16 protein-coding genes and 2 pseudogenes are annotated in these 18,587 nt (G+C 59.0%); 10 read left to right on the top strand and 8 right to left on the bottom strand.

What is annotated here, in order from left to right:
• Positions 1-53 precede the first annotated feature (53 nt).
• The 4 genes and pseudogenes from JVX98_RS04050 to JVX98_RS04035 form a co-directional block, all read left to right on the top strand.
• Positions 54-953 carry an alpha/beta fold hydrolase gene (locus JVX98_RS04050; RefSeq protein WP_205235888.1) on the top strand — a complete coding sequence of 300 codons (900 nt, stop codon included), beginning with the start codon at positions 54-56 and terminating at the stop codon, positions 951-953.
• Positions 954-957: 4 nt separating this feature from the next.
• Positions 958-2,430, top strand: a complete 1,473-nt coding sequence (locus tag JVX98_RS04045) for a DUF1254 domain-containing protein (protein ID WP_205235887.1) — start codon at positions 958-960, stop codon at positions 2,428-2,430.
• Between the two features lie 176 nt (positions 2,431-2,606).
• The gene (locus tag JVX98_RS04040) at positions 2,607-4,454 is read left to right on the top strand and encodes an amidohydrolase (RefSeq protein ID WP_192451288.1); all 1,848 of its coding nucleotides are present in this window, start codon (positions 2,607-2,609) and stop codon (positions 4,452-4,454) included.
• A gap of 545 nt (positions 4,455-4,999) precedes the next feature.
• A pseudogene (locus JVX98_RS04035) lies at positions 5,000-5,137 on the top strand (IS1595 family transposase); the annotation flags it as partial.
• Positions 5,138-5,164: 27 nt separating this feature from the next.
• Here the strand turns inward: JVX98_RS04035 and JVX98_RS04030 are convergent.
• Together JVX98_RS04030 and JVX98_RS04025 are read right to left on the bottom strand one after the other, a co-directional pair.
• A complete protein-coding gene (locus tag JVX98_RS04030) occupies positions 5,165-5,548 on the bottom strand; it encodes a helix-turn-helix domain-containing protein (RefSeq protein WP_205235886.1) in 384 nt (127 codons plus the stop codon).
• Between the two features lie 246 nt (positions 5,549-5,794).
• Entirely contained in the window at positions 5,795-6,274 is a 480-nt protein-coding gene (locus JVX98_RS04025) for a MarR family winged helix-turn-helix transcriptional regulator (RefSeq protein WP_205235885.1), read from the bottom strand.
• A 46-nt stretch (positions 6,275-6,320) separates the two neighbouring features.
• On the opposite strand from JVX98_RS04025, the gene JVX98_RS04020 reads away from it, so the two are divergent.
• The 4 genes from JVX98_RS04020 to JVX98_RS04005 all read left to right on the top strand — a co-directional run bounded on the left by JVX98_RS04020 (position 6,321) and on the right by JVX98_RS04005 (position 11,317).
• The gene (locus JVX98_RS04020; protein ID WP_205235884.1) at positions 6,321-7,838 is read left to right on the top strand and encodes an FAD-dependent oxidoreductase; all 1,518 of its coding nucleotides are present in this window, start codon (positions 6,321-6,323) and stop codon (positions 7,836-7,838) included.
• A complete protein-coding gene (locus JVX98_RS04015) occupies positions 7,835-8,809 on the top strand; it encodes a zinc-binding alcohol dehydrogenase family protein (protein ID WP_205235883.1) in 975 nt (324 codons plus the stop codon). The genes JVX98_RS04020 and JVX98_RS04015 overlap by 4 nt, the downstream gene beginning before the upstream one ends.
• Positions 8,806-10,038, top strand: a complete 1,233-nt coding sequence (locus tag JVX98_RS04010; RefSeq protein WP_205235882.1) for an MFS transporter — start codon at positions 8,806-8,808, stop codon at positions 10,036-10,038. The genes JVX98_RS04015 and JVX98_RS04010 overlap by 4 nt, the downstream gene beginning before the upstream one ends.
• A gap of 76 nt (positions 10,039-10,114) precedes the next feature.
• Positions 10,115-11,317 (top strand): patatin-like phospholipase family protein, encoded by a 1,203-nt coding sequence (locus tag JVX98_RS04005; protein ID WP_246764789.1) that lies wholly within the window; start codon positions 10,115-10,117, stop codon positions 11,315-11,317.
• Positions 11,318-11,387: 70 nt separating this feature from the next.
• On the opposite strand, the gene aac(3) is transcribed toward JVX98_RS04005, so the two are convergent.
• The 4 genes from aac(3) to JVX98_RS03985 all read right to left on the bottom strand — a co-directional run bounded on the left by aac(3) (position 11,388) and on the right by JVX98_RS03985 (position 14,437).
• On the bottom strand, positions 11,388-12,200 hold the full coding sequence (gene aac(3) / locus JVX98_RS04000) for an aminoglycoside 3-N-acetyltransferase (RefSeq protein ID WP_205235881.1): 813 nt from the start codon (positions 12,198-12,200) through the stop codon (positions 11,388-11,390).
• A gap of 58 nt (positions 12,201-12,258) precedes the next feature.
• Positions 12,259-12,885: a LysE family translocator gene (locus JVX98_RS03995; protein ID WP_205235880.1), complete on the bottom strand. Its 627-nt coding sequence runs from the start codon at positions 12,883-12,885 to the stop codon at positions 12,259-12,261.
• Positions 12,886-12,888: 3 nt separating this feature from the next.
• Positions 12,889-13,212 carry a DUF1330 domain-containing protein gene (locus JVX98_RS03990; RefSeq protein WP_205235879.1) on the bottom strand — a complete coding sequence of 108 codons (324 nt, stop codon included), beginning with the start codon at positions 13,210-13,212 and terminating at the stop codon, positions 12,889-12,891.
• 136 nt (positions 13,213-13,348) lie between these two features.
• Positions 13,349-14,437 carry a penicillin-binding transpeptidase domain-containing protein gene (locus JVX98_RS03985; RefSeq protein ID WP_246764788.1) on the bottom strand — a complete coding sequence of 363 codons (1,089 nt, stop codon included), beginning with the start codon at positions 14,435-14,437 and terminating at the stop codon, positions 13,349-13,351.
• On the opposite strand from JVX98_RS03985, the gene JVX98_RS03980 reads away from it, so the two are divergent.
• Together JVX98_RS03980 and JVX98_RS32215 are read left to right on the top strand one after the other, a co-directional pair.
• Complete coding sequence (locus tag JVX98_RS03980) at positions 14,321-15,250, top strand: LysR family transcriptional regulator (protein ID WP_205235877.1); 930 nt, start codon at positions 14,321-14,323, stop codon at positions 15,248-15,250. The genes JVX98_RS03985 and JVX98_RS03980 overlap by 117 nt on opposite strands.
• A gap of 149 nt (positions 15,251-15,399) precedes the next feature.
• Positions 15,400-15,575, top strand: a pseudogene (locus JVX98_RS32215) (CsbD family protein); the annotation flags it as partial.
• A 184-nt stretch (positions 15,576-15,759) separates the two neighbouring features.
• Here JVX98_RS32215 and JVX98_RS03970 read toward each other — a convergent pair.
• Together JVX98_RS03970 and JVX98_RS03965 are read right to left on the bottom strand one after the other, a co-directional pair.
• On the bottom strand, positions 15,760-17,229 hold the full coding sequence (locus JVX98_RS03970) for a UdgX family uracil-DNA binding protein (protein WP_205235876.1): 1,470 nt from the start codon (positions 17,227-17,229) through the stop codon (positions 15,760-15,762).
• Positions 17,226-18,449, bottom strand: a complete 1,224-nt coding sequence (locus tag JVX98_RS03965; protein WP_192451300.1) for a putative DNA modification/repair radical SAM protein — start codon at positions 18,447-18,449, stop codon at positions 17,226-17,228. The genes JVX98_RS03970 and JVX98_RS03965 overlap by 4 nt, the downstream gene beginning before the upstream one ends.
• Between the last annotated feature and the right edge of the window lie 138 nt (positions 18,450-18,587).

Genomic DNA, 18,587 nt, shown 5'->3' with positions numbered 1-18,587 from the left:
ACAAAGCGCGGCCGCTGGTTGCGGGACGCACCAGTCCATTGGAGGGGAGGCGGATGAGCACCGGTTTTTCGACGACTGCGCCGATACGCTGGTTCGCGGCGACGGCCGCCATCGTCACCTGCAGTGTGGCGTCAATACCCCAGGCCAGCGCGGCCGACGAAGCGCGTCGGTTGATCTCCGCGCATGGTCACACCATTGAAGCCTTCGTCTTCGGTCAGGGACCGGAAACGCTGATCATGGCGGCCGGCAACGGACGGCCTGCCTCGCAATTGACGGATCTCGCGAAGGCCGTCGCTTCCGCAGGCATTCGCACGGTCGTCTACAACTACCGCGGGATTGGCGCGAGCGACGGTCCGCTCGACGGCCTGACGCTTGTCGACTACGGCAACGATGTCTGGGCGATCGCTGACGCGCTCGGCGTGCAGAAGGTGCATCTGGCCGGCAAGACCTATGGTAACAGGGTCATGCGCGCCGCGTCCCAGACAAAGCCGGGCCGCGTCGTGACGATCATTCTGGTCGGGGCCGGCGGCGAGGTTCAACCTTCGCCGGAAACGATCGCGCTCTATAAGCGGTATACGGACCCTGCGACACCCAAGTCCGAGTGGTTGTCGTTGCAGGCGCAATTGATGTACGCGCCAGGAAACGAGCACCTTGCCGAGAAGGACGCCGATGAAGGCGCGTTCCCGGCAATTGCAACGGCTGAGGTCAAGGCCAGCGAGGCGACGCCCAAGGAAGCCTGGAGCATGGGTGGAACGGCTCCGATGCTGGCGATCACCTGCCTTCTCGACCGTGTCGCCGTGCCGCCGAACGCCTACAAAATCGCGGAGATGCGCCCGAACACCTGGCTCGCGGGGCTGCCCGGCTGTGGCCATAACATGATAAACGAACAGCCCGAAGAACTGCGCCGCCTGATCGTCGGTTTTATTCAGGCTCGATCCAGCGCTAAGAAATAGCGGCTTGGTCCAGCGCGAATACTTGCAACTCGTCCCAAAGCGCGTCCTGCACGCGGAAAAACCGTTCCGATGGAAAGGGGTCGGTATGAGTATCCGAAGTCTAACACTTACGACGGCGATGATCGCCGCAATCGTTGCTGGCCCAATGCTAGGAGCCAGCGCACAGGATCGCCAGCCCGACTGGCGCGAACTCAACGCCTACACTCTAGGCGTCCAGGCGTACATTTACACGTTTCCTTGGTCGTATATGACGGAACAACGATGGTTTCGAAGCGCCGATGTCGGGCACCAGGCGAACCAGTTGTTCCATTTTCGGGAACTCAAGGACGCGAGCCACGTCGACGGCGGTTCACCCAACAATGACACGATCTACTCCCGCTCCTGGCTCTATCTGAAAGACGAGCCGGTGATCCTCACCGTGCCGGCCATCTCCGACCGCTATCACTCGGTCGAGCTCACTGATTTCATGGACGACAATTTCGCTTATGTCGGCACGCGAGCGACGGGCGACGGGGGTGGGAGCTACGCGATCTTCGACAGGAACTGGACAGGCCCACTGCCCGCGGGGGTGACGGCGCTGCCCCCCTCGTCCACGCCCTGGGGCTTCCTCCAGGTGCGCACCGGCGTGAAGGATGCGTCGGACCTCGATGCGGCCCACGCGATCCAAGACCAGTACAAACTGACGCCCCTCTCGCAATGGGGAAAGCCCGATGCCCCCGCCCCCCGGACGGCCGAGATCTGGCAACCGCTGGACCGGGACGCCGATCCTCTTAACGAATGGCGGACGATCAATCGTTCAATGCGCGAGGTCCCCCCCGACCCGCGCGACGCGGACATCCTGCAATCCTATGCACGCATCGGGGTCGGAGCCGGGCCCGACATCGACGCCCTGGACCCCGCAACAAAGCGCGGGCTGGCGCGCGCAGCCGTGGACGGCCGCAGGATCATCTATGACGCGTTCGCGGCCGGCTACGGACAGACAAATATCAACGGATGGAACTACCCGCCGCCGTCGACGGGCCGGATGACGCAAGCCCGCGACTGGCTGCTGCGCGCGATCCAGCCGGCCGTCGGCTTCAACGCGAACGACCCGGTCGAGGCAACCTACCTCAACGCCTCCGTCGATGGCGAGGGGCGGCCCCTTACCGGCGAGACCCGCTACGTGATCCACTTCGACAAGAGCGGCGAGCCGAAGGTCAAGGCCTTCTGGTCCCTGACCATGTACAATAAGGCGTACAATCTCGTTGATAATCCCATCAACCGCTACTCCGTTGGTGACCGCAGCGGGATGAAGCGCGACGCAGATGGCGGATTGACCATCTACCTACAACAAAACTCGCCCGGCGCAGACAAGGAAAGCAACTGGCTGCCTGCGCCGGAAGGACCGTTCCTTCTCTTTCTTCGTGCGTACCTGCCGGCAGACGACATCGTGAACCAGACATGGCGCCCACCGAAAATAACTGCCGTCGGCGAGTAGCGCCTTGATGTGAGTACATATGGCCTCCGATAATCTGCCCTTCAGCCAAAAACGATTGCAGCAGACACTAACAGTCCAAATTAGGCTTAACGTTCGTCGTCAGGACCAGACGCGTTCATCCAGTTCAAGCCTGCGATGGTGGGCCGAGCAGACAGCTTCACTTGGGAGGACCCGCGATGTGCGTGATGTGCAACCCGGCATTTGCCGAAGCGTTCAGGAACTACAACTTTCCCTCGCGCCGACAGATCCTGAAACTCGCGGCCGTGACAACAGCCTCCGCATTCGTCTGCGAAGCGGCCACCTTCGTTCCAGCGCAGGCTCAGGAAGCTTCCCTCCAGGATCTTGCCACTCAATTCGACCGCAAGGACTTGCCCCGCGTCACGATCTATCCCGCCAAGGAAATCATTACCCTCGATCCCGACAAGCCGTCCGTAACGGCTGTCGCTGTCCTCGGCGACCGCATCCTGGCAGTCGGCTCTTTGGACGAGCTGAAATCCCTGGCCGACGGCCAGTCCTACGTGATCGACGAGACCTTCGCCGGCAAGGTGATCACGCCGGGCCTGATCGCCCAGCACGATCACCCGCTCCTGACGGGCCTCACCATGGTGTCGGAGATCATCGCCATCGAGGATTGGGTCCTGCCGTCCGGGGTCGTGCCCGCAGCCAACAATCCTAGCCAATACCGTGCGAGGCTCACCGAGGCCAACGCAAAGCTCAAGACTGCAACCGAGTTGTTCGTGACCTGGGGTTATCACCCCGTCTTCCACGGCCCCCTGACCCGATCGGATCTGGACCGCATCAGCAGCACGAGGCCCATCATCGTCTGGCACCGGTCGGCCCACGAATTCATCGTCAACAGCAAGGCGCTCGAGGCCTACGGGATCGACGCGGACTTTGTCTCCGGCCTACCGGATGGGGCGCGAAAACAGTCCAGTCTCGCTGATGGCCATTTCTGGGAAGGCGGCATGTTCGGCGTCATCCCGAAGCTGCTTCCTGCAATTGCCACGCCCGATCGGCTTCGGCGCGGGCTCGAATTCGTCGTCCGCTACTATCACGCGAATGGCGTGACTCTCGGCTGCGAGCCCGGCGGGCTGTTCTCGAAACAGCTTCAGGTCGCGCAGAACGCAGTGTTGTCCCGTGCCGGCAACCCGTTTCGTTTCTATTTCATCCCGGACGGCAAATCGATCAACGCCGCCTTTCCCGACACCACGATCAGCGAGACGGAAAAGGTGCTCGGCTGGGGCGAGGGCATGACGGCCATGATGCCCGGCGCCATCAAGCTGTTCGCCGACGGAGCGATCTACTCCCTCGCCATGCGGGTGCGTGACCCCTATCTCGGCGGGGGGCATGGCGAATGGATCATGGATCCGGACTTCTTCGCACGGGCCTTCAAGATCTACTGGGACGCCGGCTACCAGATCCACGTCCACGTCAACGGAGACGCCGGACTCGACATGGTCCTCGACACCGTCGAGACCAATATGCGCCGCCATCCGCGCTACGATCACCGCACGGTCGCCATTCACCTGGCAGTCTCGCAGAAGGATCAGGTCGAGCGCATGAAGCGGCTCGGCGTGGTCGTCAGCGCCAACCCCTATTACGTGCGGGCGCTGGCGGACGCCTATACGAAGGATGGTCTCGGTCCGGAGCGGGCCGACAACATGGTGCGTCTGGGAGACATGGAACGGGCAGAGGTGCCCTTCTCGCTTCACTCGGACATGCCGATGGCACCCGGCCAGCCGCTGTTCCTGATGCATTGCGCGGTGAACCGCACCACCGCGTCCGGGCGGGTCGCGGCACCGGACCAGCGCGCGACCCGGCTCGGCGCGCTCAAGGGCGTCACGCTCGGTGCCGCCCACTCCCTGCGCATGGAAAACGACATCGGCAGCATCGTCCCGGGCAAGCTCGCCAATTTCAGCATCCTCGACGACAACCCGCTGACTGTCGATGCCGCAAAGATCAAGGACATCGCTGTCTGGGGGACGGTGTTCGAGGGTAGGGTCTTGCCAGTCGCGCGAACTTGAACGAGGAGCAATCCCGTCTGCGAGCGGGTCGCGCACGCGTTCAGCCAAAAGAGCGCGTCGTCAACGACCGCTTGGGGGGCACAAGCGCGAGCGTGATGATGTTGTATTCGGCCACTGCCGGTCAGGTGCGCACCTCAGTGTCACGCGGTGAACCAATTCATGTCCAGGAACCGCGCAACACGGGGGGTAGCTGAAGTTGGCGCACCGGACGTGTCTCTTGAACGGCAACGTGAAAGTTCAGAAAAAATAGTCTGCAGAAAGGTATTTGCAGAGCCCCTGCGTTATTCGCAGGGATCGGGTTATCGAACCGCCAGTGCCAATTTCCTTTCAAAATGTCAGCGAGCATTTCAAGGTGAAATGGCGAAATAGGTGGCCCGACAGGACACGAACCCGCAACCAATCGATTGAGCCGACGGCTCTGTCCATTGAGCTACAGGCTCCACCAGAAACGCTACAGGGTGACCCGACGAATGTGCCGTGATTGTTTCCGTTATGTGCGTCTGGGACCGCATAATGTATCCTGCTTTTATCAACCAAAGACAGCAAGGATGCAAACCATGTGGTCGCGAATGCCGCTGGCGCTGCAATTGCTGCAAATCTTTCGCGCCGCGACCGGACGTCAATTGCGCAGAAGTCCGGACGTCGGCATCGTCGTCAAATCAGGAGTCGCTGTCTTTGGTTGATAAGGGCCATGGATCCACTGGAATCTGTTAGCAACGCGCTTTCGCAGCAACGATAGCTTCAGCCTGAATGAATTCTACTTCTCGCTTCGTCATCCCGTTCGCGGCATTTGAGAACCGTTCGATGAGTGCGGCAAGGTGCTGATCAAGTGTCGTCTTGAGCGCGACACCCAGCAACCAATTTGGGGATGCCCCTAAAGCGTCGGCAATCCTCACGAGCGTCGACAGATACGGTTCTCTGCGGCCGGACGCGTAGTGGGCGTAGCGACGTTCATCGGGGCCCACCCGCCGCACTGCTTCAGCATTCGAAATGCCGAGCTGACGGGCCCGCTCCTGTGCGACGGTGCTTCGCGGATCCGGTGAGGCCGCCGCTTTCCTCGAAGAGGCCTCAAGGCATTGCGCCGCTCGCGTCAAGATTTAGTGGCTGTCAATTCGAGCTAAAGCAGATGTCATGAGGCCGCTTGGCCGGGTAGGGCTCCGGTGTCGTCGCGAGGGTCCAGCGCTTGGTAGCCGGCGCCCTGTCCTTCGGGCAAATGGTGTTGCGTCTTACGGTTAAGTCGGATGCGAAGAAGGTCGCGAACTATTTCATCCGGCGATCCGACGATGTCGTTCTGAACCTTGAAAAAGAAAAGGCTCGCGAAAGACATGCACATGTGGCGATCATACCTTCTCACCACGTCTAAACGCTTCGGCGAACCGGCCCATCAGCCGCACGAGGTCGGCGACATCCTTCTCCTCCCATTTTTCGAAGATCGCCTGGCTCATTCGCTCACGAGCGGCGTCGATCTTGTCCGTCATGCGCTTTCCCTCAGGCGTTATGACAGCTTGGCGAACGCGTCGATCGGAGACGCTGCCCTTGCGTTCGACAAGACCCAGGCCATCAAGCTTGGCGACCTGACGACTGACAGTCGTGTAATCCAGTCCTATGCGCTCAGCCAGATCAACGACACCGATCGGCCCCAATCTTTCAATGGCGACAAGAAGGCGAAACAGCGCCCGGTCCAATGATATCCCGGCTTCACGCACGAGGTCGTCGTCGCGCTGGGGACGGTTCATTGCGCTGACAATCTCGATCAGGGCGCCATGAAGATCGCGCATCATCACGGAGGTGTGTGTATTTTGCACATTTTTTGTTGACATCGAGCTCCACTCCATTTATGTGCATAATACACACATGGAGGCAGAGATGACAAATGATTTCGCTGCGGATGTACTCATCTGCGGAGCGGGGGCGGCTGGCCTGTCGCTTGCTATCGATCTCGCGCGGCGCGGGATTTCCTTTCGATTAGTCGATCGAGTGGAAGCGCCATTTCGCGGATCGCGCGGCAAAGGAATTCAGCCCAGAACACAGGAAATTTTCGAAGACCTCGGCGTTCTCGACAAGGCAGTGGCCGCGGGTGGACTTTATCCCCGTCAGCGCACCTATCAAGACGATGGACGCTACGTAGATGCCGACATGGGCGAGATCATCCAACCCACGCCGGCAGAGCCCTACCACTTGGCCCTTATGGTTCCGCAGTTTGTGACCGAACAGATTTTACGCTCGCGTCTTGCGGAGCTTGGTGGCCGGGTTGAGTTCGGCCGGGAACTGAAGGGTTTCGAGCAGGACCAAGGAGGTGTGACTGCGCGAATTGCTGGCGGCGACTGTGAAGAAATCGTCCGAGTACGTTGGTTGATAGGCGCCGATGGCGGGAAAAGCTTCGTGCGACGTTTTCTTGGTACCGGTTTTCCCGGTAGCACGCTTGACGCTCGGGCTGTCGTTGCGGACGTCGAACTCTCTGGGCTTTCTCGTGAGGTCGCCCACCGCTTTGCCAGGAGCGGCGACATGCGCTTGCAGGTTTGGATCGGCCCGCTCGCCGGTACAGATCTGTTCCAGATACAGGCACCTGTCGCGAGAGACGAGGATGTTGAACTCACTGCGGAGGGACTGACGCGGTTCGTTTCGGAGCGGACAGGTTTAAGCGACATCATCGTGCACGCTGTTCACTGGGCCTCAGACTATGAAATGAACGCTCGCCTAGCCGACGGCTACAGAACGGGCCGCACATTCCTGATCGGCGATGCCGCTCATGTGCATCCACCAACTGGAGGCCAAGGTCTGAACACCAGTGTGCAGGACGCGTACAATCTGGGTTGGAAGCTATCTGCCGTCGTGCGCGGTGCACCAGATCACTTGCTCGACAGCTACGAGGCTGAGAGGCGACCCGTCGCCGCTGCGATGCTCGGTCTGGCAAATCGGCTGCTTGACGCACAAAAACAAGGAGAAATGCGACGCGGACGGGACGTGCGTCAGCTCGATATCGGCTATCCGGAATCCGAGTTGTCGCTGAATTTTACCGCGAGCCAAGGCGCTCTTCCCGCCGGCGCGCGTGCTCCGGACGCTCCGATGCGTGGCGCGGGAGGGCAGGTCACACGCCTCTTTGAGTTGCTGAAAGGTCCCCATTGGACTTTGCTGGCATACGAAGCTTCAAGGGCCACCTTCAAGTCATGCCCAGGCTTGCACATTCACCGTGTTGGGAAAGATGGCGAGTTTCATGACGAGTGGCAGCATTTCAAGGATGCATACTCATTGATGCCTGGAGATTGCCTGCTGATCCGCCCGGACGGATATATCGGCGCGGTCTTCGACACGGACCGAACCGACGAGATCGATGGTTATTTGGCAAATGTCGGCCTGTCCTCGTTCCAGGAGGACTGCCAATGAAGGCGGCGATCGTCTCGGTCATTGGGTGCGAACCTGCCTTAGGGGAGATTGCGCCGCCCATCCCCTTCTTTGGCGAGAACTGGATCAAAGTCACCGCAGCCGCGATCAGCCGTGTCACAAAGGCGCGCGTCTCCGGTGCCCACTACAGCGCCAACGAAGTCCTTCCGTTTGTCGTAGGCATCGATGGCGTCGGCAGGCTGGACGATGGGCGGCGTGTATACTTCGGTCTTCCCCGGTCGCCCTTCGGGAGCATGGCTGAATTTGTTGTCTCCGCGCCTCGCTTTTGCGTCCCGATTCCGGACGATCTCGACGACTTCACCGCAGCCGCCGTTGCCAATCCGGGAGTGTCATCGTGGGCGGCGCTGACAGCGCGCGCCCACCTGCAGCCGGGTGAAACGGTTTTGATCAATGGAGCGACCGGGACCGCCGGGCGACTCGCAGTGCAGGTTGCCAAATGGCTCGGAGCCGGCAAGATCATTGCAACTGGAAGAAATCCGATCGCCCTTGGAGAAATAAAGCATGTTGGCGCCGTTACGGCCATCCAGCTTGGCACTGACCCGGCATCGCTCGAACGCCGTTTGGTTGACGAATTCGAAGAAGGCGTCGATATCGTAATCGATTATCTGTGGGGCAAGAGCGCGGAGTGCCTTTTGTCGGCCGCCGCAAAAGCTGGCTGCAACGGGCGGCCGCTTCGATTCGTTCAGGTGGGATCGGTCTCGGGCTCGCAGATCGCTTTGCCGGGGGCATTGTTGAGAGCATCAGCGATCGAGCTGATGGGCTGCGGCATTGGCAGCGTAACTGTCGAAAAGCTGGTTGAACTCACCGGCGACGTGCTGCGTGCCACAACCCCAGGTAAACTCGACATCAATTTCAGAAAGATCCCATTCGCGGATTTCGACAGGGCATGGCCCAAGGACGACAGCACATCACGGACTGTTTTCGACCTTACGCAAGGGGCGACGTGGGCATGACCGAAGCTGCATATTCTAAACCGGCCTCCAGTATGCGCCGGAACAGGCAAATCTTGGCGCCGCTCTTCCTGATTGTTTGCATTTATTCTGCTGGTATGGCGTCGGTCCTACCCATCTTGCCGTTCTACCTGAGGGACATGGGGGCAACTCCGCTCATATTCGGCCTCGTTATCGCGACGGAAGCATTCACTCAGTTCGTGGCCGCGCCAACCCTCGGCCAGCTGTCGGATCGGTTTGGGAGGAAGCGCATTCTGCTCGCAAGCCAAGTTATGGCAGCTGCAAGTCTCCTTCTGCTCGCAACGGCTCCAAATATGCTCGTGGTATTGGCCGCGCGCGCGCTCTTCGGTTTAACGGGCGGTAATTTCTCGGCTGTCGCGGGCTATGTCGCTGACCACACCGCTCCTGAGGATCGCAGGCAGGCGCTTGGCATTTTGACCGGCGGCGTGGGCTTGGGCGGTATCAGTGGGGCGGGCCTGTCAGGGCTCCTATCGGATACTTCGCTGACTATGCCGATCTTTGCAGCCCTTTTTCTCTCAGTAGGCGCCATTGGCCTGACGTTGTTTGCATTGAAGCGAGATCAAGCAGTCCTTCCTCAGCCCGGAATCTATCAACGCGAGAAGATCTCGTTTCGCGCCATCATTTTCTCTCCGGTTATCCGCATACTTGTCATTGTGATGTTATGCCATTTTCTTGCCTACGGCATTTATAGCTCGCAAATGCCGATCTTTCTCGCAGAGACGTTTATCTGGAACGGACAGGCTTTTGGCCCGCAGCACCTCAGCTACATCGTCGCGGCGGATGGAGTGATCAACATCCTGGTCCAGCTCCTACTTCTGGGTTGGCTTGGCCGGCGCTTCTCCGAACGCAATCTGATCATCCTGATCTTCGGCTTGGTCTGCACCGGGTTTCTGATCGCAAGCCTTGCCACAACCGTGCCGCTTCTAGCCTTGGCTTTAGTGTGCGTGAGCACAGGCGATGCGATGGCCAAGCCAACCTATCTTGCGGCCTTGTCCGTCCATGTGCCGGGTAACCGTCAGGGCGTCGTCATGGGATCCGCCCAGTCACTGGGTGCCTTGACGGACATCGCCTCGCCGCTGATCGGCGGTTTCATCCTAGGTCACAAACTGTATGGCGTTTGGATCGGCCTGGCAGTCGGCGTCGCTGCCGTAGGCGCTGCGTTGGCGGCGGCAAAACTTCCCTCGACCGATCCGGATGGACGGAAGCGGTAAGGCTGATCTGTCTCACAAGATTCTCCTCCGCTCCGCCTGCAACGCTGCGCGGTTGCCTTCTCCAACGGAGTGATTGATGAAGCTCTCAAATCGAGAGGGGTGTGCCCGAAAATTTGTAGGCATGCATCTTCGGGTCGTATTCGTCAGCGTGTCGATTCTCGTGGCGGTATTTTCAAGCGGATGCGCGCCGCTGCAACGTCCGATGTACAGCGCGTCGGAAGCTGCGCGCGCTCAGATTTCAGGATTTGAGAACATCCGAGCCCACGTTGACGATCCGCGGCCACCGGCTTCAGCTTATGACCCTTGGAAGCCGGTCGTCCCGAGAGGCAGGCCGACTATGCTTGCCATGTCAGGCGGCGGTTCCGGGGGAGCCTTCGCGGTAGGGATCCTATCCGCATGGAGCGAACTTGGAACCCGACCTAATTTCACGGTGGTGACGGGAGTAAGCACGGGAGCGCTGATTGCACCCCTTGCTTTCCTCGGGCCTGAGTATGACGAGCAGCTCAGGCGCCTTTATCTGTCGGACAAAACCAGAGGTCTCATTGACATCGAATGGAAAGGCGCAGGTATTTTCTCTCCCGGCCTCCTGCAGGGGAGCGCCTTGCGTGACGCGGTACAGGAGAACATCACAAGCGAAATCCTGCATAGTATCGCACGCAAACATCGTGACGGGCGGCGTCTCCTCGTAATGACCACAAATATTGATACACAACGCGCTGTCGTATGGAATATTGGTGCAATTGCGAACAGCGGCCGCTCAGACGCTCTGCCCTTGGTGCGCCAAATACTGGTCGCATCTGCAAGCGTTCCGGGGATATTTCCGCCTGTATCAATTAAGACAATCGTTGATGGAAAGGAGATCGAAGAGCTTCATTCCGACGGAGGCAGTTCGGCGCAGTTTTTTACTCTTCCCGAACACTTGCTCGTTGCCCCCAACAGCCATGCGCACGGTCAGAACCTGCAAATCTACGTGATCGTCAACAACGCCCTGATCCCCGAATTTTCAATGTCCCGAGCGAGAGCCCTGCCGATGATGGGGCGAGCCTACAGCATCCTCCTGAAGTCACAGACGAAGCAGGGCTTAATCGCGCTCTACAACTTCGCGCAGCGATCAGGCATCCATCTCGACATTGCATCAATCGATGCGCAGGTTCCATACTCCATGTTTGATCCATTCAACGCCAGCTATATGAAGTCAGTCTATCTCATCGGTTATAGAAACACCCTAAATCATCGAGTCTGGAGTAAGCGCCCGATATTCAAGCCGGCCCCACGGTGAGTTTCAGTTCGCGATGATTGTTCTGCTGACGCTTCATGACCTTCGGACTGCTGCCTGCCCTTCAGATCCCTCAGCGAGCTCTCATGTAAGTCTCGAGGTAGGCGACGCCGAACTCGACAATATCCCGGGCTGAGAAGCACAGACCCGTCGCTTGGCCGAAGGGCTGTTGGATTGCTCTTCTTTCGGCAATGAAGGTCGCGGCAATCGTCTCGATGGCGTCCGGTCCTTCTTCGGATGCAAATACTTCGACGATTCCGTTGGAGTCAGGTTCAATGACCTCAACCCACCGCGTCGACCCGTCGGTTCCCGCTTGTGGAGCCCAGTACGTGACCCATCGCTTCTCGGGAATACGCGCAACAGCTTCGGCATAGTGAAGAACCGTGACTGCATCGAGCGGCGCTCCGAGAAGGAGGACCTTCGCATCAAGCTCGATGATCCTCGCGATCGGCGATCCGGGTCCATAGCCTGTGCCAAGTGCGTGGGGTTCAACGATCCAGTCTGCCTTTGACCCAACAGCGAGAATCGAAGCGTCCGGATGCGCACTGCGCCTGACTTCGTCCAGCGACAGCAGAAACGAATTCATGGCGCCGAAGCCAGGATACGCGGGCGAAAGCCGTTCGAACTGCGGCCAGTCGCGCTCCTCACCTGCCGGCATACGCTGACCGCCGAGCGTACGCTCATAGGGAGAATACGCCCAGGACACGTAGGCGGTGACGGTCCCGGACGGCCCAACCGCCGCTTGCAATGCACGGGCAATGGTCATAGGCCCGTCCTCCACTGGCCCAATCCTCCGCAGGGAGGCGTGTACCATCACCGTATCCCCGTCGGAAACACCGAGTGATCTCAGTTCGGACGTGGCGCGATCGAATGTCAGCAGGTCCATGCATCTCTCCGAATAACATTAGATCTCGAGCCCAACGGTCGTTCTCCGCCAACAAATCTTACCGACGAAAGGCGAGTTGAAGCCCCAACCCGATCATGATTGTTGCGGAGAACCTCTCCTGCATCACAACTAGCTTCGGGTATCGCCGCAGGTCGCGTGAGACGGCGCTAGCTGCCAATGCGATAACAGCTTCCGCCAAGAAGGCGGTCAGCTTCATGATTAAGCCGAGCGCAAGAAGCTGGATCTGGTGATTTCCAGACTCAGCATCAACGAACTGCGGCAGCAAAGCAGTCATAAACATAAGGCCCTTGGGATTCGTCAGTGAAGCGATAAATCCGTCGCGCACTGCATGTGCGGGAATGACCCCGATTTGTGCGGCCTGATCCGTGTGAGGCGAGTGCCGACGGCGAAGCAGACTAACACCACGCCAAACAAGGTAGGCGCCGCCTAATACTCTGATGAGATCGAAGAGCATCGGGTATGCATCCATCAGGGAGCCTATTCCCATGGCAACAAGCGGAACCTGGATAAGGCCCGCCAAGGCAAAGCCACAGACTGTGAGCAAAGCCGATGCTTTCCCATGCCCGATCGCCCTGCTGACAACCAGTGCAAAATCCGGACCCGGCGTTACCGACAGGATGAGGACGGCAACCACGAACGCGAGTAGGATATCGATGTTAGGCATGGCTCACCGCGTCAGAATGTCGGTTGCTTTAGGATCGGCCGCGACACCGTCAATCAGGAAAACCTCCCCTTGCGAATTGGCCACACGTAGATCGAGGATCGCCTGATAGTCTGCGGACCTGTACCAGGCCTCGGCATTCTTGAGGTTCGTGAACCTCAAGACGATCAGGTCGAAATCTGGCGCCCCTTCTTTCACGTGCTTCTCACCGCCGTGGATGATGAACCGTCCTTCATAGGGCTTCAGTGTCTCATCAATCCTTTCGAGATGGGTGACGGCGTCTTCGTTCAGGGTAACGTTCCGCAAGGTGGCAACGGCAAAAGATGTCATGGATTTCTCCGCGTATCACTGACTGGATCATGCTCCGGCCAGACGTGAGGGCGAGCGCACTGCCACACCGTGAGCAATGCCGCCTCAATTATCTCCGCAGCAAGCGAGTGGAGCTGAGATCGACGGGCTTGCCCGATCATGGTTCGAATTGGACACTCGTGATGAGGCCGGCGTCCTGAAGCAGCGTCAATGAGAATGCCTTGCGAAAGCTCCTCAAGGCGGAGAATGACGGTGCTGAAACATGCAGGGCAAAGACGACCGGTCTCTTCTCAGTTCGTCTCAGATAGCCGACATACCAGCCCGAGAACCGCCCTTCCCACGCGCCGCCCTGGTCGGGACCTGTGCCTGTCTTCCCATGAAGGCTGATTGATGCTTGGGAGCCCTGAAAGCTTGCCCGCTCCAGAGAATCCAGGTTTGCTCGCGAAACACCCAGTTCGCCTGAGACAAGCTTCTCAAGAAAGTCGACCTGCTCCCGCGTTGAGATCTTCAATGTGTCGCCGAGCCAGAAGTGATCGGATCCTTCAGGCACTTCGGAATTACCGTAGGCCCATGAGGTCAAGTAATCGCGATAGGCCTCGGTCCCGATATCGAGCGCGAGATCCCGAAAATACCAGACCGCGGAGCGCGCAAATGCTTGGTCAAGCGTCTGGCCCTGCTTCCATACATCAGGCCAGAACTCCTCGGCCGGACGTTTCACCGGATCCCAATCCCGCCAGTGGTCCGGCGAGGTCGACACACCCGTCTCCAGCGCAATCAGCATGTTTGGTATCTTGAAGGTCGAGAAGGGAGAGTGGCGAGTGGTCAGATCGCTATCGGCTAGGACATAGTCGATGCCACTTTGCAGGTCCCGGGCCAGAAATTGGACCTTCGTGCCGTGGAGCTGACTTGAGTGCTCGTGGCGACCCAGAAACACAGTCTCCGCATGCAGATATCGCAGCGAACTGAAGCACGTGAAATACACGAGAGAAATGACACCGAATAGGGAGAGAAGTTTTCTGTTCATTTGAATCAATGGTCCCATGTTTGACCGTGTGCGATCTGGCTGGTACGGCTGAACAAAACCTGAATCCAGTGATGAGTATTCAGGATCGCATGAGCAGGATTCACGATGGAACTGGGCCGGTTTGACCTCAATCTCCTGAAGACGCTTGATTTCCTGGAGCGAGAGCGAAGTGTCCAGAACGCTGCCACGAGGTTGCACGTCACGCCATCGGCCGTCAGCCATGCGCTTGCTCGGCTGCGGCGAGATCTCGGCGATGTGCTCTTTATCCGATCTGGCAACAAGCTCGTCCCAACAGAGCGCTGCCGGGTGGTCCTGAGGCAGATCAGACCTCTGCTCAACTCAGTACACGGCGCGCTCCGAACTCCCTCGGCTCACACTGACTTTGAGTGCAACCCTCAGTCACAGGCACGAGACTTGAGAATTGCGATGCCGGGAGCCGTTGAGCTTTCGCTCGCACCCCTGATCACAAAGAAATTGCGCGCAGCGGCACCCGCGTGGACTCTGGAGATCCTGCCGTTCGAGCGCCGCAGCTATGAAAAGGATCTAATCGCGGGAGAGGTAGACCTGGTCTTATCCATCGGAGGACATACGCCGCCCATCGAAGCACTAAACTCCAGGACCCTCTGGCATGATGAGCTGGTCGTCGTTCAGGGCCCGAACGGACCTCTAGAGCGCGAGAAAGCGATTGGGTTGGAGGCACTCGCGACTCTAGACCAGATCTACGCCCAGGCCTGGCCGATTTCGCACCACTACCTGGATACGGTCATGGCTCGCCGAGGGCTGCATCGACGCATCGCCTTCAAAACAACGAGTTACGCAGCGGTTGCTGCTACTCTCCTTGAGACCGATCTTGTCTGCGTCATGCCCGAGCATGCTGCGCAAGCGATAACAGGACTTTACGGGGAGCTGAAGATTTTTAGCCTGCAGCAGCGCCTTGAGGCCAGTTTGTCACTCGAGTACACGCGTTCATTCGAAATGACGGTTGCTGGAGCCTGGATCATCTCAATTGTGGCAGAACTCGCGCTCCATCGATGACATCCGGGTCGTGCAGGGAAATATGCGCGAAGCGATGGGCAGTATTATAATCCAGTCGAGACACGGCCGCTGCCTGGCATCACTATTAGGGCCGTCTACTGACAGTCCGATTCTGGCCGAAAACTCACTATGCTGCGGTTTGACGGCACTTGCCTGTTGAAGGCAACTGGAAGCAGGTCAAAGGCAAGATCAAAGAACAGTGGGACGGCACACTGACGATGATCTTGACGTGATCGATGGCAAGCGCGATCAGCTCGAAGGCAAGATCCAGAAACGTTATGGCTATGCCAAGGATCACACAACCAAAGATATCTACGATTGGTATCGGCGTCGTAACGCTCAACCCCCCTTCGGCGGGGTTTTTTTTCGGTTTTTTGTTGGCCGCCCTCAACGAAGCAACTTGTTGACAACGTTTCACCCGGTGCATGAAGCCGTTGGATTGCGATTGATGGCGCCGGCAACATGAACAGCTTGCTTCGTTTTAGGTTGCCGCTCGGGTCGCGCTGGCCTTATCCTTGCTCCTTGGAGCTTTTTGCACATTCTTCGTGGACATTGCGGCTCAGTGCCAGGGCATTTTCCACGTCGCGTGCGAGGTCCCTTCGGGCGATCGTGGCCGTCGCTGGATCGCGCGCGCGCAGAATATAGGACGGATGCCATGTAATCAGGACCGGTCCGCCGTGTATGCCCGGTTCCACCTTGCCGCGGCGTTCCGCCATGGACCGGTCGTCACCCGTGAGTGCAAAGGCCGCCGAGGCGCCCAGCGCCACCGTAAGCTTCGGTTTGATTAAAGCGAGTTCCAATCCTAGCCAGAACCGACAGTGAGCAATTTCGCCGCGATCCGGATTGCGGTGCAAGCGCCGCTTGCCACGAGGGCTAAATTTGAAGTGCTTGACGGCGTTCGTCAGCCACAACTTTCGCGCATCAATCCCAGCGTCAGCAAGCAACTCCCGCAACAATAGCCCGGCCGGGCCGGCGAACGGACGGCCTTCGATGTCTTCCCTGTCTCCGGGCTGTTCCCCTACCATCATCAGCGCGGCGTCTGCGGCCCCTTCGCCCCAGACGGTCTGCGTCGCCTTTTCGCAAAGACGGCATTCCCGACATTGCGCCGCGGCTTTGGCAGCGTCCTCCAATGTATCGATCCGCTTTGGTGGCTGCGGCATTGCAGACCGATAGCGCTGTGAAACCGGGGCTGCGCCCAGTCGCGGTGTGGAGACGCCGGCCTCGTGCATTTTCTGAACGCGCGCTTCCGCGTCGGCGAGCATTTGCGGGATCAGGCGCGTTTCGGGCAGATTGTGCCAATATTTCTTAGGCATCTCCGATCGCATCGCGTTGAGCTTGATCCGAGCAGGGTTGAAGATGTTGGTGAAATAAGTCGCCCAAAGACTTTCTGCTGCATCTTCTGGCAGGTCGGGTTTTGTGCCACCGGGACCAAAGCTCAGCGCGCCGCCAACAAATCGGGCGGTCAGGCGTGGCGTCGCGATCACCCAATCCATGTCACCGAAGCGGCGTGTAAAAAAGATGCTTCCCGGCTCCAGAGTGTTGTGCGTCGGCTCGAACCAAGCTGCAAAGCGACGACGGGAGGCCTGCACCGGCGCTTCCCGGAACCGGACGAAAGCGTGCATCTTGTGAATGTCCCGATCGACGGATTTCTGCATCAGCAACAGTTTACGACCGAGCGGGTCCGCAGGCGAAAGCGGTTCACCTTCGCCTGTGTCGAGGCGCCAAAGGGCGCGGTAAAGCAGCGGCAGGCGTTCAGATGCCGAATGCCAGATTACCGACTTTGCCAGGTTCATGAAGGCCTGTGGAACCCGCGTCGCGTGAACGCCGGGACGTTCGGGCAGGGGTGTCGTGTCGAACAACCCTCCACAACCATGCCAGTCGATCTCTTCCGGAGCGATCCGGTGGCTGATAGCCCGCCTTGCAGCGTCGCGCCAGGCATCAAATGTTCCCTGCGCGGCAAGTGAGACCCAGTAGGTCATAGGAGCTGTAGTTGTTGCGGCGCAGGAACAAGGCGCGCTCGAAGATCGCTGCTATCGGTCAAAGCGCCCGGGCTCCAGCCCGCAAGAGCGATGAAGGGCCGTGCCTTGCGGGTAAGCGCTCCCATTCGCGCGAGATCCTCGACGCGAAGGCGATGATTGCGCCGCGCGGTGATGATGCGGTCGACGACCCGCGTGCCGAAGCCCGGCACGCGCAGAAGGACATCGCGCGAAGCGGTATTGACGTCGACCGGGAAAAATTCCCGATTTCGCAATGCCCAGGCTGTCTTCGGATCGAGCTCAAGATCTAGGTATCCCCCTTGTGTGCCAGTTGCGATTTCGTCTGCCGTGAACCCGTAAAATCGCAGCAGCCAATCGGCTTGATACAGCCTGTGCTCGCGCACAAGTGGGGGACGGACCAGGGGAAGCGCTGCGGAAGCATCCGGAATTGGAGAGAACGCCGAATAGTAGACGCGCCGCAGATGGTAGCCGCTGTATAGCCGGGTTGCGCAGGAGAGGATGACGGTATCATCGGCGCCATCGGCGCCAACTATCATCTGCGTGCTTTGGCCGGCAGGCGCGAAGCGTCTTGGTTTGCGACCGGTGTGGGTCTTGTCTCGCGCAGCTTCGCCCTCGAGCCGCACCTGCGCCATGGCGGCGCGAATGGTCTCCGGCCGCTTTTCAGGAGCGAGCTGTCTTACGCTCGTGTCCTTTGGGAGCTCGACATTGATCGACAAACGGTCTGCCCAAAGACCCGCGTCGCGTATCAGTTCGGGTTGAGCGTCGGGAATAGTCTTGAGGTGGATGTATCCCTTAAAGCCGTGGACTTCTCTGAGCGTTCGAGCGATGCGAACCATATCGGCCATGGTCTGATCGGGTGAGCGGATGATGCCGGAAGATAGAAACAGCCCCTCGATGTAATTGCGCCGGTAAAACTCGAGTGTCAGCGAAACGACTTCCTCGACGGAGAATCGCGCACGTTCGACGTTGGAACTGACGCGATTGATGCAATAGGCACAGTCGAAGATACAGAAGTTCGTCATAAGGATCTTTAAAAGCGATATGCATCGCCCGTCGGGTGTGTAGGCGTGGCAAATGCCGCTGCCACCGGAAGATCCCACGCCGCCTTTTCGTGAATCTCGCCGCTCGCCGCCGCTAGAAGCACAAGAAGCGTCGTACTTCGCTGCGTCCGCAAGGATCGCCAGCTTCTTTCGAAGTGCCATGGATGTCATAACGCGACTTTAGATGTTCACGATATGTTCGTCAATGCTTCTGCGCTATCTTCAATGTTTCCGCAAGGGGCGACAAGCGTGGCCGCGGTCGATCAACCGATAGGCACGCTGTTGCCTTTAGGCGAAACT

It is taken from the genome of Ensifer sp. PDNC004 (assembly GCF_016919405.1).
Taxonomy (GTDB): Bacteria; Pseudomonadota; Alphaproteobacteria; order Rhizobiales; family Rhizobiaceae; genus Ensifer.
Note: the sequence above shows the minus strand (reverse complement) of the source record. Positions and strands in the feature narration are given on the sequence as shown.

Coding starts and splice junctions, on each gene's coding strand:
- JVX98_RS04050 (WP_205235888.1), top strand. CDS start 54: ATGAGCACCGGTTTTTCGACGACTGCGCCGATACGCTGGTTCGCGGCG.
- JVX98_RS04040 (WP_192451288.1), top strand. CDS start 2,607: ATGTGCGTGATGTGCAACCCGGCATTTGCCGAAGCGTTCAGGAACTAC.
- JVX98_RS04025 (WP_205235885.1), bottom strand. CDS start 6,274: ATGTCAACAAAAAATGTGCAAAATACACACACCTCCGTGATGATGCGC.
- JVX98_RS04020 (WP_205235884.1), top strand. CDS start 6,321: ATGACAAATGATTTCGCTGCGGATGTACTCATCTGCGGAGCGGGGGCG.
- JVX98_RS04015 (WP_205235883.1), top strand. CDS start 7,835: ATGAAGGCGGCGATCGTCTCGGTCATTGGGTGCGAACCTGCCTTAGGG.
- JVX98_RS04010 (WP_205235882.1), top strand. CDS start 8,806: ATGACCGAAGCTGCATATTCTAAACCGGCCTCCAGTATGCGCCGGAAC.
- JVX98_RS04005 (WP_246764789.1), top strand. CDS start 10,115: ATGAAGCTCTCAAATCGAGAGGGGTGTGCCCGAAAATTTGTAGGCATG.
- JVX98_RS03995 (WP_205235880.1), bottom strand. CDS start 12,885: ATGCCTAACATCGATATCCTACTCGCGTTCGTGGTTGCCGTCCTCATC.
- JVX98_RS03990 (WP_205235879.1), bottom strand. CDS start 13,212: ATGACATCTTTTGCCGTTGCCACCTTGCGGAACGTTACCCTGAACGAA.
- JVX98_RS03980 (WP_205235877.1), top strand. CDS start 14,321: ATGGAACTGGGCCGGTTTGACCTCAATCTCCTGAAGACGCTTGATTTC.
- JVX98_RS03985 (WP_246764788.1), bottom strand. CDS start 14,437: ATGGCTGACGGCCGATGGCGTGACGTGCAACCTCGTGGCAGCGTTCTG.
- JVX98_RS03970 (WP_205235876.1), bottom strand. CDS start 17,229: ATGACCTACTGGGTCTCACTTGCCGCGCAGGGAACATTTGATGCCTGG.
- JVX98_RS03965 (WP_192451300.1), bottom strand. CDS start 18,449: ATGGCACTTCGAAAGAAGCTGGCGATCCTTGCGGACGCAGCGAAGTAC.